14 protein-coding genes and 1 tRNA gene are annotated in these 16,309 nt (G+C 51.8%); 1 reads left to right on the forward strand and 14 read right to left on the reverse strand.

The window, feature by feature from the left end; translation table 11 throughout:
* Positions 1–17: 17 nt before the first annotated feature.
* The 9 genes from kdsB to FSY59_RS20405 form a co-directional block, all read right to left on the reverse strand.
* Positions 18–1,274: a 3-deoxy-manno-octulosonate cytidylyltransferase gene (gene kdsB / locus FSY59_RS20365; RefSeq protein ID WP_255439614.1), complete on the reverse strand. Its 1,257-nt coding sequence runs from the start codon at positions 1,272–1,274 to the stop codon at positions 18–20.
* Between the two features lie 175 nt (positions 1,275–1,449).
* Positions 1,450–2,283 carry a 3-deoxy-8-phosphooctulonate synthase gene (gene kdsA / locus FSY59_RS20370; RefSeq protein WP_148729538.1) on the reverse strand — a complete coding sequence of 278 codons (834 nt, stop codon included), beginning with the start codon at positions 2,281–2,283 and terminating at the stop codon, positions 1,450–1,452.
* Positions 2,280–3,734 (reverse strand): glycosyltransferase family 2 protein, encoded by a 1,455-nt coding sequence (locus FSY59_RS20375; protein ID WP_148729539.1) that lies wholly within the window; start codon positions 3,732–3,734, stop codon positions 2,280–2,282. Before FSY59_RS20375 ends, kdsA begins: the two co-directional genes overlap by 4 nt.
* A 5-nt stretch (positions 3,735–3,739) precedes the next feature.
* Positions 3,740–5,398 (reverse strand): capsule biosynthesis protein, encoded by a 1,659-nt coding sequence (locus FSY59_RS20380; protein WP_148729540.1) that lies wholly within the window; start codon positions 5,396–5,398, stop codon positions 3,740–3,742.
* Positions 5,391–6,401 (reverse strand): glycosyltransferase family 4 protein, encoded by a 1,011-nt coding sequence (locus FSY59_RS20385; RefSeq protein ID WP_222864301.1) that lies wholly within the window; start codon positions 6,399–6,401, stop codon positions 5,391–5,393. Before FSY59_RS20385 ends, FSY59_RS20380 begins: the two co-directional genes overlap by 8 nt.
* 50 nt (positions 6,402–6,451) lie before the next feature.
* Positions 6,452–8,230 carry an SLBB domain-containing protein gene (locus FSY59_RS20390; protein ID WP_148729542.1) on the reverse strand — a complete coding sequence of 593 codons (1,779 nt, stop codon included), beginning with the start codon at positions 8,228–8,230 and terminating at the stop codon, positions 6,452–6,454.
* A gap of 26 nt (positions 8,231–8,256) precedes the next feature.
* Positions 8,257–9,387 carry a chain-length determining protein gene (locus tag FSY59_RS20395; protein WP_187427947.1) on the reverse strand — a complete coding sequence of 377 codons (1,131 nt, stop codon included), beginning with the start codon at positions 9,385–9,387 and terminating at the stop codon, positions 8,257–8,259.
* On the reverse strand, positions 9,384–10,055 hold the full coding sequence (locus FSY59_RS20400) for an ABC transporter ATP-binding protein (RefSeq protein ID WP_148729543.1): 672 nt from the start codon (positions 10,053–10,055) through the stop codon (positions 9,384–9,386). The genes FSY59_RS20395 and FSY59_RS20400 overlap by 4 nt, the downstream gene beginning before the upstream one ends.
* Positions 10,052–10,864: an ABC transporter permease gene (locus FSY59_RS20405; protein ID WP_255439616.1), complete on the reverse strand. Its 813-nt coding sequence runs from the start codon at positions 10,862–10,864 to the stop codon at positions 10,052–10,054. Before FSY59_RS20405 ends, FSY59_RS20400 begins: the two co-directional genes overlap by 4 nt.
* A gap of 561 nt (positions 10,865–11,425) precedes the next feature.
* On the opposite strand from FSY59_RS20405, the gene selD reads away from it, so the two are divergent.
* Positions 11,426–12,496 carry a selenide, water dikinase SelD gene (selD, locus tag FSY59_RS20410; RefSeq protein ID WP_148729544.1) on the forward strand — a complete coding sequence of 357 codons (1,071 nt, stop codon included), beginning with the start codon at positions 11,426–11,428 and terminating at the stop codon, positions 12,494–12,496.
* Positions 12,497–12,616: 120 nt separating this feature from the next.
* Here the strand turns inward: selD and FSY59_RS20415 are convergent, their stop codons facing one another.
* The 5 genes from FSY59_RS20415 to FSY59_RS20435 form a co-directional block, all read right to left on the reverse strand.
* A complete protein-coding gene (locus FSY59_RS20415; RefSeq protein ID WP_043003769.1) occupies positions 12,617–13,093 on the reverse strand; it encodes an Lrp/AsnC family transcriptional regulator in 477 nt (158 codons plus the stop codon).
* Positions 13,094–13,860: 767 nt separating this feature from the next.
* Positions 13,861–13,937, reverse strand: a tRNA-Gln gene (locus FSY59_RS20420).
* Between the two features lie 115 nt (positions 13,938–14,052).
* Positions 14,053–14,373, reverse strand: a complete 321-nt coding sequence (locus FSY59_RS20425; protein ID WP_043373436.1) for a heavy metal-binding domain-containing protein — start codon at positions 14,371–14,373, stop codon at positions 14,053–14,055.
* Between the two features lie 270 nt (positions 14,374–14,643).
* On the reverse strand, positions 14,644–15,546 hold the full coding sequence (locus FSY59_RS20430; protein WP_043373439.1) for a LysR family transcriptional regulator: 903 nt from the start codon (positions 15,544–15,546) through the stop codon (positions 14,644–14,646).
* Between the two features lie 23 nt (positions 15,547–15,569).
* A complete protein-coding gene (locus tag FSY59_RS20435) occupies positions 15,570–16,118 on the reverse strand; it encodes a MarR family winged helix-turn-helix transcriptional regulator (protein ID WP_043373441.1) in 549 nt (182 codons plus the stop codon).
* Between the last annotated feature and the right edge of the window lie 191 nt (positions 16,119–16,309).

Consider the following 16,309-nt stretch of genomic DNA (forward strand, 5'->3'; position numbering starts at 1 on the left):
CTACTTCCCTCTGTTCGTCATTGAGTCATGGCAGACATCACGCCTGCATAGCCTTCGGCAGAGCCGATCACATCTTGTTTGCCCTGTGCGGCCAGGATGGCATCTGCCAGTTCACGAAAGGCGCCCTGCCCACCCGGGGTCTGCAACACGCCGCTTGCTGCCTGGCGCACGTAAACAGGGGCATCAGGGACGGCAAAGCTCAGGCCGCAAGTCGCAAATGCCGGCAAATCAATGCTGTCGTCACCAATACAGACTGTTTGTTCTGCCTGCACTCCAGCCTGGGACATCAGTTCACGACAAGCAGCGGCCTTGTCCTTGACGCCAAGCATGCACAGAGTCAAGCCCAAATCGGCAACACGCTTGCGCAGCGTGGCAGAGTCACGACCGGAGAGCACGGCCACACGCACACCGCTTTCGTCCAACAGCTTCATACCCAGGCCGTCCCGCACGTGAAAGCGCTTCAGGCACTCACCAGTCGCGTCATAAAACAGCCCGCCATCGGTCAACACCCCGTCCACATCGGTAATCACCAGACGAACATCTGCCAACGTCGACCGCGACTCCGGCTCACGCCCTTCCAACAGCGCGCGCACGCGCTCCAGACATTCGGGAGTATCGACGCCAGGCCCTGTAGGCTCCACGGCATAGGCGCGGATCTTCAGACCGGCAGCCATGAGGCGCAGCTGCTCAAGCTTTTCAGCTTTCTCGGCCATGGGCTGGGGCAACCCGGAATAGCGCTCCAGCACCTCACGGCGATAGGCATAGACGCCCACATGCTTGAGATAGGTGGCTTCCTGCGGATCACGTGGATACGGAATCGGTGAACGGCTGAAATACAGCGCGTCGCCGTTATCGGCCAGAACCACCTTTACCGTATTCGGGTTCAGTGCTTCCTGCCCATCGATCGAATGGCAGAGCGTTCCCACAGCCACGCGGGCATCAGCCAGCATGCCGTCCACCAGTCGCTGTACATCCCCAGGGCGTACCAACGGCTCATCACCCTGCAGATTGACATAGATGTCTGCGTGGACTTGAGCCATTACCTCGGCCAGACGGTCCGTTCCGGACGGATGATCCTTTGAGGTCATCACCCAGCGACCACCAAATGCCTGCACGGCCTGCGCCACGCGATCATCGTCGGTTGCCACCAGCACGGCCTGTACACCTGCAACCTGGCAAGCGCGCTCGTACACATGCTGAATCATGGGCTTGCCAGCGATATCAGCCAGAGGCTTGCCGGGCAAGCGGGTGGAGCCATAGCGGGCCGGAATCACAATAGCTACTGCTGTACCTGGGCCAGCACCGCCCATGGAACAAGCGTCCGAAGTGGGCTCCGTCAGAGCATGTTGCATATTCAATAAATATAAAAACAATAGCTACTACCGCTTATCAGGCAAGCGATAGCAGCCATTTTTATAAAAATCAGCGAAAACCGCGATATATCGCGGCTCAGTCAATCTCCAGAGGCTCGAAAGACTTCACCAGGTCATCCACTGCCTTCACCTGGGCCAGGAAGGGCTCCAGTTTGTCCAGCGGCAATGCACTGGGGCCATCGCACTTGGCCTGGTTCGGATCGGGGTGAGCTTCCAGAAACAAGCCAGCCAGCCCTGTTGCCATGCCCGCACGGGCCAAGTCCACGATCTGCTGACGGCGTCCGCCCGATGCGCCTGCGTTAGGGTCGCGCTGCTGCAGCGCATGCGTCACGTCAAAGATGATGGGCAGATCGCCTGTCACCTTCTTCATCACGCCAAAGCCCAGCATGTCCACCACCAGGTTGTCATAGCCAAAGCAGGTGCCACGGTCGCACAGCATGAGCTGGTCGTTGCCGGCTTCCTTGAATTTCTCCACGATATTGAGCACCTGGGAAGGGCTCAAAAACTGTGGTTTCTTGATATTGATCGGCTTGCCTGTCTTGGCCAGGGCCATTACCAGATCGGTCTGTCGAGCCAGAAAGGCCGGCAGTTGCAAAACATCCACGACCTCAGCCACAGGCGCAGCCTGCCAGGGCTCATGCACATCGGTAATCACCGGAACGCCAAATTCTTTCTTTACCGCCTCAAAAATCCTTAAACCCTCTTCCAGGCCTGGGCCACGGTAGGAATGAATGGAAGATCGATTGGCTTTGTCAAAGCTGGCCTTAAAAACATAAGGTATATGCAGCTTATTTGTCACTTTGACGAAATGTTCTGCACACCGCAATGAGAAATCCAGATCCTCAAGAACATTCACTCCCCCAAATAACGAGAATGTACTTTCATTAGATACGTGACTAAATGAAATCATTTACTATCCTTGACCCAGTTAATTTCCTTAATATTTCCATTGAAGTGCTGATAAACATCCACCGGAAAATAATCAAAACAATCAGCAATAGAAAAAGTCTTTGCCCGCCGCCCCGTTTTATAAGCTGACAACTGTATCTCGTTCTCAAAGGTAGAAACCTTTGATTTTTTACAGTCAAATCCAGCCATAATCAGATTATATAGAATATATCCAGCATTCCACAAAGAGTTTGCATTACCTGATCCAATGCTGTTCGTGAATGCAGGACAAATTACAATGCAAATTCCCCCCTCCTTCAAGGCATTAAATGCGGAATCCAAATACAACCCCAGATTTCTTTGACGATGAACTTCTGAAATTATTACAAAATCAAATTCAGAAGGATTTTTCTTTACTGCATCCCAAGGCTGCACATACTGATATTTCTTCAGGAAATCTTGAAAATCTGAAGCAACTTTATGTCCTGGTTCGATATCAAAAAGAGAAAATATTTCTTTCTCCGCAGAAGAATGCTTTTTTCTTTGAAAGATAGGATTCTCTAAAGAAACATATCCACTATGCAGGCTTCTCGATATATTAAAAATCGCATCTATTTTCTTATTATTAGAGGCCAATATTGATAGATTATCGGCAATAGACTCTATATTGTTCTTAATAGCTGAAATATTAATTTCTTCTGGGCGTTTACTTTTTTCACCCTCGTTAATAGGAGCATTGCGCTCCGCCTCAGTAAAAACTCCCCACTTTAGTCCCTGATTTCTTATTACAGAAGGATCTCGCTGAACCTCCATCTGAAGTTCTTTGGTAATACTATCTAACTCCGTCGCAGATCTACCTGAATCAAACTCAGGATGAAATGCTACAACTTTAGAAGAGCTGATGTGCTTCAGGCCCAAGCGACGCAAGCGCTGGACAATATCATGGTCTTCATTACCGTATCTTTTAAAGCGCTGATCATAGCCACCGATAGATATCAATTTATCGCGACTTACCGCCAGCCAAGAACCATGCGGCATATCAACACCAACCCCACGTGGCCCCTGCAATTCCCCATTCATATACCGATAGTGAACGCCTGTTATATAGCATTCACCATTATTTGCATCCATAATCCTTTTTGTCTCCGCAAGAGGATCCAACAAATGCATAATATCGCCATCAGAAAAGCATATATACTTCCCTTTTGCCGCTTTAATTCCAGCATTACGAGCGAATCCAGGATTTCGATACTCGCCAGCAGTCTTATCTGTTCTAATTAAGCGAATATTTATATTCTCATTAGCCAACTGATGAAAGAAAGCCTCTGTGTCATCAGTAGATCCGTCATTAACAACGATAATCTCATAGCCAATATCCGTTTTCTCGAGAAGCTTCAACAGAAGGAAAACGCATGATTTCGTGATATCTGCACGATTAAACGTCGGGATAATAATTGAAAATTCAGGCATCATAATGATTATCTAGAAGAGGGAAATACAAATCTCGCCATTCTGACAAGAGAGATGTTAGAATCTGCGCAAAATTTTCTAGGGTTATTAACAAACTTTCTAAGTTTTTTACTCTTTAGTGTAAAAATATTTCCACTTACACCGGCATCTGGAATCACCTCGTTGATCGCACTACCCTTTAGAGATGCCGCACCCTTTTGAGATGTCGCATTTTCATTCTTTTCTACTAAAGTCGGACTAGTAGCGCTAGACTTTTTCCCCTGGGTCGCTACAACGCCCTGAGATTTGACTGGGTTTTCTACCTTTTTGGCAAGGCCAATAGTTACAGGCGAGCCAAAAATTGATTCCAATCTAACAACCCCAGAATCATGAACCGACACTAGTTGCCCTTGAAGAAGCCTACGCGTAAATTCTTCAAAATTCTTATATTCACGCAAGTGCAATGTGCCACTAATCTTTCCTGAATTCAAATCAGCCACACAATCCTTAATATTCCTCAGATTGTAATCGCTAGTAAATCCCTTTGCTCCAAAGAACGCGTTTCCAAACTGCAATGGCTTTAAGCCACTAAAAGCCGCCTCAAGTAAACTCTGGGAATTAAGACCTGTAACAAAATCAGATTTAGCAAATAATTTTTCTATTGGGTAATGATCAACAATCTTTATACGCTCTTTTTCCATATCAGGAAATTCAGCTATATATTTGATCAATGCATCACGGGTAAAAGGGGTCTGAATGTTAGTTTTCTTCTCTTCCCAAGGATGGGCCTTAAATACAACATTGAATCCACTCTGAACCAGAGCGGAAATAAGTTCTTTATAGAATTCAATAGATGCTAAACCTGTATTTTTGTACTCCAGCAAGGAAAAGTCATTAACAACCTGCCCTAGAATTGTTACAATCTTCCCTGAATGCAAGAACCTAATATCCTCTCCAAAATCCGGTTGCTCTACATTTTTGTTCTTTGCAAGAATGATCTTGTTAATTGCCTTCATCCGCTCCTTATCCATATCATTGGCGGAAAGATCTACAGCCAACGATTCATAAACAGCTTTATGACGGATTTCACAATTATTCGCTATAGGGCCATATTTTTCTTCGCAGTAATAATCATTACCGGTAAAGAGTGACTCCATCACCATGACTTTTGTCGGCGTGTAGCGCAGCAACTCAATTAAAGAGCGCTGATATATCAATGATCCAGAGAAGACGCAGCAGTGAGTGAATGCCTTCTCGTCCGCTAAAATTTTCGACCAAAAATCAAGCCAATCCCATGCCGCAGCAAGGCACAGCATCAAAACAGGCTTATTATTAATTAGCAGTTTATCAAAAATACCTCTGGATGACTCCGGATACGCAACGTCATACCATTCAGGTTCAACAGCAACCTTCGAAAGGGTTTCCGCCCGTGATATCTTAAAAAGATTAACACCTCTGACATTGTAATTAAACAACGTGTCTGCAGGCAGGCAAGCGAGAACTCTCGCCTTTTCATTTAATTCCGATACCTTGGATTCGTAGTTCCCATACAAGGCAACCCAATCTTTTCTATCTTTTATAAATTTTATACTAGAACCAGTTTTTGTAATAAACTTATGAAATGAAGGAAAATTCCTTTGATTCAAGTGCAAATCATCAGGAACTAGAATGTTGTATTTTTTACTCATGAACAGACTCCAGTTCCATAACTAAACCTTCTTCTGGGGCGTGCTCGTCTTCCAAGATATTCATATATATAGGCTCAAGAATATTCGCACCGATTATTTTTGAATAAGCATTCAGATTTCCTAGAATTGAATCGCCCCAAGTTGGAATATTCGCCACCTGTCCGAGGCATCTCTCTTCCACCCCTTCAAATTCCAATCTATCTGTAGCATAATTCATTATCAGATTCGCATCAACGTCTGGATCCAGGGTCAAGAACAACCCATTATCCCCGTGTCTGATGAAATCCAAAGACATTCCAATAGGACTTGAAAAGACAGGAGTTCCAGTAGCCATCGCCTCTGGGATATTGGCAGGGCCACCTTCGTGACTGCTGCACATCAGCAAAGCATCTATTTCAGAATAGAAGCTTTGGAACAAGCGATAAGGCAGACGCTCAAAAACTTCGATTTCGAATCCGTATTGACGAAAGTCAACTGCATCGATACTCCGGTCTTGCCCAACCAATATAAATTTGACAAAGTCTGGATCGAGTCTTTTAATTAATTCAGAGAGATACGCCTCGCCTTTTACACGTCGACCATATCGACGTGATGCAATTCCCAATGTAAATTTTCCCTGCCTGTTTTTTCCTTTATTAATGGGCGACAAAATCTTATTATTGTAACCATGGGGAACAACAAATACCTTCTCTTCCTTTACGCCTTCCTCATTAATAAGTATTTTTTTCTGTGTTTCATTGAGGCATATAACAGCTGACGATTCGTTATATCTAGGAATAAACCTCTGGCGCGCATGCCAAATATCTGGATCATCCAAATCATGATGCACTGTGCAGACCGAGTTTTTTCTCAGCTTCGTTTCCAAATGTGGTCGATGATAGTGATAAACATCAGCCTCTTCCAAAGGCTCTACGCTCTCAACGTTATCAACCCATTCGGGGCTATTCTCTCTAAAATATCGAAGAATAGCCGCAAAGATACCACTATCGATATCTTTGCTCATTACATGATTGATTGTATATTTTCTGACTTGCATTAACTTTCCCTATCTCATTAAAGTCCGAATACAACCTTCGCACCAATAGCAATCTGGTACATGATCTGAGTGATGTCTTTCCAGAACTGGCGTTTTTTCTCATCCACCTTAGGTAATACCAGCACCTGGTCGCCGGCCTTGAGTCGGGTATTCTCAAAAAGCTTGCCGGTATCCACCTGCTCGAAGGCTCCATCGCGATGCGCAACAACGACGCGAGCCGCATCTGCGGTCTGGGTAAAGCCGCCAGCACGATCGATATAATCCTTGAGGCTCAAAGAGCCATCGAATGCCACAGCATTGGGGAAGAGAACTTCACCACTGACCAGCACCAAACCATCCTTGCGCGGTATGCGAATGACGTCACCGTTTTCCAACAGCATGTTGTCGCGCTGCGCCGCCTGAGCAATCTGCACCTGGCCGGTGGGCTCTACCTTCTTTGCACGCTCTACCCATTGCAGGGTCAGATCGGCTTCTTCCTTGCGCAGTCGGGCCTCTTCGCTGCTGCCGCTACGGGCAGTGAGCAATGCGGTTTCCAGACTGCGCAAGCTGGTAGCCAGCATTTCCTTCTGGCGATCTTTCACGCTCTGGCGAAAGAGCTGAATACTCTCGGGCTCGGCGTCTGCCGAGGTCTGAATGCTCTGCATCAGTGCCCCCAGGCGTGTGCCATAGGGCAGCACATATTCCTGCGAATTCAGATGCTCGCCTTCGACACGCACGGTAATGGTGCCGGGCTTCTTGTCCGCAGTGAATTCCAGTTCGTCACCGTTTTGCAGCACCAAGGCATTGGCCTCCTGCAGTGGGTAATACTCCGTGTTCTTCACTGTTCCGGTATTGCGAGCAATGCGCACATGGGTGGCCTGGGCCTGCGGCTTGGCCAGTTGCATCAACTGAGCAACGGTTTCAGAGCCCTGGGCAAACTCAAAACGCTTGGCATTATTCACAAGACCCGAAACGCGCACCCGGTTGGCAATCTGGGGGACAAAAATCACATCTCCATCATTGAGCTGCAGCAGCGGCAACTGCCCTTTGAGCAGAAAGTCATAGAGATTGAAGGTGCCACGCACGGAGTTGCCGCGCTTGACCTGCACAGTCAAAAAGCTGCCCCGCTCCGGGTCGATACCGCCCGCCTGGTCCAGATAGTTAAGCAGGCTGTCCATGCTGGTGCCGTTGTACAGGCCCGGGCGCATGACATTGCCGCCCACAAAAATGCGCACCGGCTGGGCGGCGGCCAGGCTGGCATAGCTGTAGACATTGGCGCGGAACACGCGCCGCACAGCAGCCTCTACCTGCTGCTGCAGATTCTTGTTGGCAATACCCAATACCTTGATCGGCCCGACCTGGGGCAGAAAGATATTGCCCTGCGGGTCAACAGAAGCCACGCTGTCAAAGGTAAAGCCACCCCAGAGGCGCAGATGAATCCGGTCGCCGACTGCTACCAGATAGTCGGGGTTGAACTGCGTTGCCCCGGCGCGCGCAAAGTTGCCGGTAAACAGGTTTGCGCCAAAGACATCGCTATTGAGGTTGGCCGTGTAATCAGCGGTCTGTGGGGCTTGCGGCAACACAGGGGACTGCATGGGGACGGCAGCAGCAGAGCGACTTACCGAAGCATCGCTAGATCCACCAGAAGGAACCAGCCCCAGCGCCTGATTGATCTGGAAAGGATCAATACTGGATGCCGATGTATCTTGGCTGGACCGGGCTTGAGAGGTCTGGGTCTGGGCCAAAGCTGGTACCAAACCAGTCAGCAGCACCGCGACTGCCGAACTGATACAGGTACGCGCGATAAAACGTTGCATGATAAAACTCGAAAAATTTAGAACAATCAGTCGCGGTGATCGCGCACGATGGATGCCAGCAACTGCACCAGCCCGGCCAGCAGCAGGGCTCCGAGGATAAAGGTGGCAATGTTATAGAGACGACGGGGCCGCATTGGATATTCAGGCATCGACGGGCTTTGCAGCACCAGCACCTTCTTCAAAGTGCGCGTTGCCTCCACCCGGCCTTTTTCCAGTGCCACCAGAGCGCTCTTATAGGCATCCTGTTGAAACTGGGCCTCCAGCTCCAGGCGCTGGTACTCTTCTACCGTCTTGTTCAGCGACTGCCCTTTGGCACTGGTCAATCGGGCCTTTTCTGTCTTGATCTGCTTTTCCACGGCCTGGATCTGTAGATCAACCTCCACGACCGCAGGAGCCGTGGGTGCCAGATAGCCCAGCAGCGCAGTCTTGCGCGCGCTAAGTTCGGTCAACTGCTCATCCAGCTTGTTGACCACACCGGCCAGATTTTCGGCAGCGGACTGCGGCGAAATCAGGCCCTTGGCATTCTGAAAGGCCAGCACACGCTGACGCGCATTCAGCGCATGTTCACCACGCGCCTTGACCTGCTTTTCCAGAAAATTCACCTGCTCCTGGGCCAACTGGTGGCCCAGTGTATTCATGTAACGCTCGCCTTCATGTACCAGTGCGCTGGTGATCTTTTTGGCCATTTCAGCGTCATAAGCCTGAGCCTGAATGACCAGCACACCGGCATATTCGTCATAGTCCACGCTTACACGTGACAAAAAATGCCTATGAAAAAACTCCAGAGAGGCATCATGGAAGAACATCCGCGAAAGAATGTCATGATCGTGGCTGCTGTAGTGCTCGCGCAGGTTCAGATCCTTATCCAGCTGCAGCAACATATCGATGGACAGCAATCGATCTCGCAACAGCATCTGATCAGCACGCGAGATTCCATCTCCACCAGCCAGCAAAGAACTGAAATCCATGGCCTGAGAAGCCGCCATATCTGTACGCTGAATCAGCACACGGGCTTCGGAAACATATCGATCAGAAGCGATAAGCCCCCAGTAGATAATCGCCAATACAGATACACATAACGCAATAGCCAGGGCTTTCATGCGCCAGATGGCTTTGCAATGGCCTTTAAGGCGTTCTTTTATTGAAAACTCTGTCATTTGGAAATACTATCTTTATAGTTTCTTAAAGCATCTTCGATATCATCAAACCAATAGGCCTGACCATCATTGAGCCAGATACCTGCTTGACAAAATTGACGCAGCGTTCCATCGCCATGCGCAACCATAATAAGTCCAGAACGGTCAGCAATCCGTTTGAATGCATCAGCCGCTTTTTGTCGGAAAGATGCATCACCAGCAGATGTCGCTTCATCCGATATATAGACATCAAAGTCAAATGCCAATGACAATCCGAACTGCAGACGAGATTTCATGCCCGAAGAATAAGTACGAACAGGTTCATCAAAGGATGAACCTAGCTCGGCAAAATCTTGTATATAGGCAATTTTTTCCGCCATGGCTTGTAATGAATCAAACCCATGCAAGCGGCAGACAAATTTTGCATTCTGCCGACCAGTCAGGGAGCCCTGCAAGCCGCCTCCATAACCCATGGGCCAAGATACACGGCAACGCCGTTCCACCGTTCCACGAGTAGGCGTGTCTACGCCTCCGATTAAATTCAGCAATGTAGATTTACCTGCCCCATTACGTCCGATTAAGCCAACGCTGACATTAGAAGGGATCGTGAAATTCACACCCTTGAGAATCCAGCGGCCAGCACCATGAGGGGTCTGATAACGCTTGTGTACGTTATTGACGATAATCATTGAGCTCTCAACCGTTGAGAAAAACGGACCTGCAAAGCAAGCCCCAAAAAGATGGAGCAGGCTGCAAAAGCATAAAGATACTTGAAATTAGCTTCAGGCGAGGCATGGTAAGTCGGGAAAAAGCTGCTTCTTAGCAGTTCCAATCCGTGCGCAAATGGATTTAAAAAAGCCCATTCCCTATACTTGATTGGAATAGCTGACAATGGAAAAATAGCCCCTGAAAGTAGATACAAGGGGCGAAAAAGAAAATTCACCAAATTTGCCGCCTCAGGCACCAAATCACTGAGAACAGAAAGAATGAGACCAACACCGAGCGCACAAAGAATCAGACCTATAAACGAGAATATTGACTCAATAGGTGATTCTGGAATAATTGATCGGCCAAAAAAAGCCAAAACCAAAAGCAAGGCCAGCAATATGATGAAGCCCATAAGCGTTTCAAGGGCCGCACGCACAATAACCGTGTCGATGGGGCGCACCTGACGATAGGCAAATAGTGCCTTGTTGGCATCGACTGCTCCCATTGATCGCTGGAAGACGTTCTGTACCGTGAAGTAGCCAGTCAAGCCCAAGACCAGCCACACCGCTACATCAGCACCCGCCATGGTGCGTGTGCGCAGCACCGTGTACAGCAGCAACATGAAGCATGCATGCAACACCGGCTCCAGCACAATGAGCACCCAGGCGCCGCGCGTGGCGCTGAGGCGCGCGACGGCTTCGCGCAGGAAAAGTGCGTTCCATACCGCAAAGGTGACGGAAAGTGAACTACGTGGCGCAGAGATCGCACCAGAAGACGGGGCTGAGTCCAAGATAAATCCTCGTTCTTTTGGACTCAAGACGCACTGAAATCCAATCGACTGATTGTAAATGAAAACATAAGCAAAACCTTATTACAGGCAGCCACTGCCTCCCACTTCACATTCAATTACATTATTAATAAACTATCGAAATCTATAAATTAATATATTTTATCTATTAGATATTTTTAATTCAAAGAAAAATCAATTAGGATTTTTCAATCCAAGAAGAGAATTAGCATATCAATATCAGAATCATTTCTCATATATATTTTTCGAAGTAAACATTCAATAGTAAAAATCGAAGAAACATAATCTCAATTATTTATTTACCTCATATTTAAAACAATGAATAGTTGAAAAATATATTTCACGTCTCCAGGCACACCACCGCACCTTCTTCATGCCTCGCCCGAGCAGATCTCCGATGGAATCGACCACAAGACGGCAGATCCACACCCCAGGCAGTCAATAATGAGAGCCTACTGTGCGTTCAGGATGAACTTCTGACCGAGCACAAACATCGCTACCGTCACCGCAGCAACATCGGAGCTGCTTGCCGTCTGGATTGATATGAACACCACTCAAGAAACCGCCTCCCCCGCGACCCCGCGCCTGACCTCTCTGTCTCACGGCGGCGGCTGTGGCTGCAAGATTGCGCCCGGCGTGCTGTCGGAGCTGCTGGCCAAAAGCAATCTGCCCAAGCAGTTTTTCCCCGACCTGCTGGTGGGCACGGAAACCGCAGACGATGCCGCCGTCTACAAGATCAATGAGGAGCAGGCCATCGTGGCGACGACTGACTTTTTCATGCCCATCGTCGACGACCCCTATGACTTTGGCCGAATTGCCGCCACCAACGCGCTGTCCGATATCTACGCCATGGGCGGCACGCCGCTGATGGCGCTGGCCATTGTGGGCATGCCCATCAATGTGCTGCCGCACGATGTGATTGCCAAGATTCTGGAAGGCGGCGAATCGGTCTGCCGCGACGCCGGCATTCCGCTGGCGGGCGGCCACTCGATTGATTCGGTCGAGCCCATCTACGGTCTGGTCGGCATCGGCATCGTCAATCCCAGGCAGATGAAGCGCAATGCCGATGCCAGGGATGGCGATGTGCTGATTCTGGGCAAGCCCCTGGGCGTGGGCATTCTCTCGGCGGCGCTCAAGAAGAATTTGCTCGACGATGCAGGCTACCGCGCCATGGTGGATGCAACCACCAAGCTCAACCGCCCCGGCACCGAACTTGCCAAGCTTGACGGCGTGCACGCGCTGACCGATGTGACGGGCTTCGGCCTGCTGGGCCACGGACTGGAACTGGCCCGTGGCGCCCAGCTCAGCGCACGCATTGACAGCGCCCGGCTGCCTGTGCTCCCGGGTGTCCAGGCGCTTGCAGCGCAGGGCATTTTCACGGGCGCATCGGGGCGCAACTGGGCGTCTTATGGAGAACATGTCCAGCTGGCTTCGTCCCTGAGCGATGCCCAGAAGGCGCTGCTGACCGACCCTCAGACCTCCGGCGGCCTGCTGGTTTCCTGCACCGCCGATGCCGTCCAGCAGGTGCTCAAGGTCTTTGCCGATAGCGGGTTTGCCGATGCCGCCGTGATTGGGCGCATGGAAGCAGGTGCACCCAAGGTCTTTGTGGACTGAGAGCGGCTGGAAGTCGGAAAAACGGGACGAAGGGGCATGAGCCCCCCTGCCCCATCTTCCCGCCTCATGCAAAAACGCCCGGCATAGACCGGGCGTTTTTGCATGAGGCGCCTGATGAATTCAGGGCGCCGAAGTCTCACCGACCACCTCGGCCGTAGTGCGGCGGTCGATCTTGCGGCTCAGCACCACCGAGGTATAGGTCTGCTGGATACCGTCGATCAGGCCGATGCGATCAAGCAGCGCATCCAGTTTTTCATTGCTCTCGCAGCGCACAAACACCATGTAGTCGTACTGCCCGCTAACAGCCGACACCTCTTCCACCTCGGTGAAGCGGTTGAGTGCCTGCATCACCGAAGTGGCCGTCTTGGGCTGGACACGGATGCCGCAGTAGGCACGCACGGCGGACTGCTCCATGCGAGAGCCAAGGCGAACGCCATACCCGGCGATCACGCCTTCCTGCTCCAGCTTGGCGATGCGGGCGACCACCGTGGTGCGTGCCAGATTCATCTGCCGGGCCAAGTGCGCGGTCGAGGCGCGCGCATTGGTCTGCAGCAGGCGCAGCAGCTGGCGGTCCGTTTCATCCAGTCGATATTCCATACCTTGTCTATCCAAATCTTGCCGTGCTCTTACGCAAACGCTGCGCCAGACACTCATCCCCAAGAACTCTCTGCCAGCAACTGCAGTCATTCATTTGCCAAGTGGCTTGTGTTCCTGTTTGCTATCGGCCAAACGCTTGGCGCGAGCATCAACTGCACCCAACTGCCAGTGATTGTGTCAGCTAACCCAGTTTGGTAGCGAGCTTGTCTTTTCAGATGGCAAATCTGTATACATTTGTTTCATCCAGGCAAGAAATTCAACCTATCTGCACTTGCCTGTGCTTGTGGCCAGGGCAAGAGCGCGCTGCGATACTTTCAGCCGGGATTACTGCCAAAGTCAGGCTTCTGCAGCGAGCATTCCAGCTCGTTCACAAAGACCCGGGAGCGCTCATTGAATAACAGCGACACAAAAGAGCGAAGAGTCTACCGGCTGTTTTCCCGCACCCATTCAAACCACCGACGATACGGCGAAATCGCTCGGTAAGTTTGGCTGGTTTAGCACAACTATCTGCAAATGGTAAGTACTTACCCTAGTCCATTCATTGAGCCTACGCGTCGTTTGCTCTCATTCCCGACTCCGCCAGACAACACGGCTGCCCTCAATCGTTGCAACCTTGTACCCGGCAGTGCAGTCGCCCACCGGAAGACGCACCTGCATGCCCAAGGCAGAGGCCACAAACTCGGGGCTCGCTACCAACGCACGGCACACATCGCTTGGCCCGCAAACAAAAAAACCCTGCTCATGGTGATGAGCAGGGTTTTGAATTTTGGCAGGGGAAGAAGGATTCGAACCTTCGCATGCTGGAATCAAAATCCAGTGCCTTAACCAGCTTGGCGACTCCCCTACGATGGATCGAATTCTACAACGACTTTTCGCTACAAATTTCGAAGTGGTCCAAAAATGTGCAATTGCACATGGAATAGGTTTGCCGCCATCCAGCAGGCTCAGGCCCAGGCCGCCTATTCCACCACGACAGCCGTGCCGCTGGCCGAGACCATGAGCATGCCGTTGCCCTGGCCCAGCACCTCAAAATCAAGATCCACGCCGACCACCGCATTGGCTCCGGCCTCGGCAGCACGCTGCTCCAGTTCCCTGAGGGCAATCTCGCGCGCCTTCTGCAACTCGCGCTCGTAGGTTCCCGAACGCCCGCCCACGATATCGCGGATGCCGGCAAAGAAGTCCTTGAACACATTGGCGCCCAGAATGGCCTCGCCCGCCACCACGCCGCAATAACGGGTGATGCGCTTGCCTTCGATGGAGGGAGTGGTGGTGACAATCATGTTGGGCTTTCAAAAAAACAGCACACCGAGATCGGTGCGCGTCCGCACTGCCGGGAATCGCTCAGCGCTCCTGATGCAGCAGATACAGACGGGATCGGTGCAATCCGCCAGGCCCAGTATAGGCATGCAAACCATGCATCATGACTAGCCGCGACCCTGGACTGCAAAACGTCAATGCAGCAATGCCGGACTGCATCTGTCTCGCATCGATATTCAACATCAAATACCGCTCAACCCCGATACCATCAAGCGAAAGGCGCTATCAAATATTCATGAGTCCGGCAGCAGCAGCTTCTGCATGCCTTGCACGGCGTCGCGCAGAAAGCTCCAGGTCGTGGCTATGCGTGGAATCTGGCGCGACTCCACGGGCATGCTCATCCAGAAAGTGCGCGTAAAACATGCTTGCTCGGGCAATACACGGCTCAGTATCGGGTCCTTGTCGGCCACAAATGCGGGCAGCACGGCAAGACCGGCGCCGGCGCGCACGGCCTCATATTGCGCGGTGATGCTGGTGCTGCGCAGCGCAAAACGTTCGGGCCGGTGCAAGGTGTCCAGCAATTGCAGCTCGCGCGTGAACAGCAGATCGTCCACGTAGTGCACAAAGCTGTGGTGGCGCAAATCCTCGGTTCTGGCCACCAGTGGCTTGCGCGCCAGATATTCACGCTGGCCGTACAGATACAGCCGGTAGTCGGTCAGCTTGGTCACCACCACCGAACCTCGCTTGGGCCGCTCCAGTGAGATGACGATATCGGCCTCGCGGCTGGACAGATGCAGCATGCGCGGCAGCGCCAGCAGATCCACGCTAAGCAGCGGGTAGCGCATTGTGAGCCTGGCGAGTTCGGAGGCCAGCATCTGCGTGCCGAAGCCTTCGGTGGCCCCCACCCGCACCAGCCCGGCCGGGCCCTCAGCGGCGGCGGCATGTGCCAGCGGTCCTCGCTCCAGGCCGTCGACTGCGCTTTGCATGGTATTGGTCACGCCCTGCAACTGGCGCCCGGCCTCGGTCAGCCGCCACTGCCCGCCTTCACGCGCGAACAGCACGGCACCGAGCTGCTTTTCCAGCGCCTGAATGCGCCGCGAGACCGTGGTGTGCTCGACTCCCATGCGCCGCGCAGCAGCGGCCATGCTGCCGCTGCGGGCCAGTTCGCCAAAAAAACGCAGATGGTCCCAGTCCAATGTCTTTCCTTGCGATCAGTGATTCAGTCGTTCACGCTGTCCTGCGCGTTGCCCGCGAGGCCCTTGACCGCCTTGACCGCCGCACTGCGCTTGCGCTCGGCACTGCGCTGGGCAACTGCGCTGGGCGCGCGCGCGAACTCGTCGTTCTCGTGAATCAGCAGCGACAGCATTTCCATGAACTGTGCCCGTTTGTCGTCGGCAAGAGGCTCCAGCATGCGGCGCTGGGCACGCAGCACCGAAGGCTCGGCAGCGACCAGCAGATCTCGCCCCTCTTCGGTCAGGCTCAGCAAACGCACGCGTCGATCCGCAGGGCTGGCGTTGCGCGCCATCAGGCCACGCGCTTCCAGACGGTCGATCACGCTGCCTATGGTGGAGGTGTCGAAGCCGATATTGCGTGCCAGCGTGCGCTGGTCAATGCCCGGCTGACGCAGCACGGCCGACAGGGCTGCGTACTGCACGGGCGTCACGCCGAACTCCTCGGTTTCTTCCATGAACACGGCCACCGCGATCTGCTGCAGCCTGCGGATGTGATAGCCGGGATAGTTTTCTAGTTCTGCGGGTTGGTATTGCATGTCTTGAGGGCCGACGCCGGGCCCGCCCTGCCGCGCGGCAGTTGAAGGGCCATGACTGAAAGACCCCGATATTCGCACGAGTGCCGCCCTGATTCGCGTTAAGCCTGCTACCGGGTTTCACCCAATCAACGCTGACACAGATCAACATTATGCTAATCATCAGTGTGCTGTTTATTTGATTCGCAGCCTTT

The organism is Comamonas sp. Z3 (genome assembly GCF_008121565.1).
In the GTDB taxonomy this organism is placed as follows: Bacteria; Pseudomonadota; Gammaproteobacteria; order Burkholderiales; family Burkholderiaceae_C; genus Comamonas; species Comamonas brasiliensis.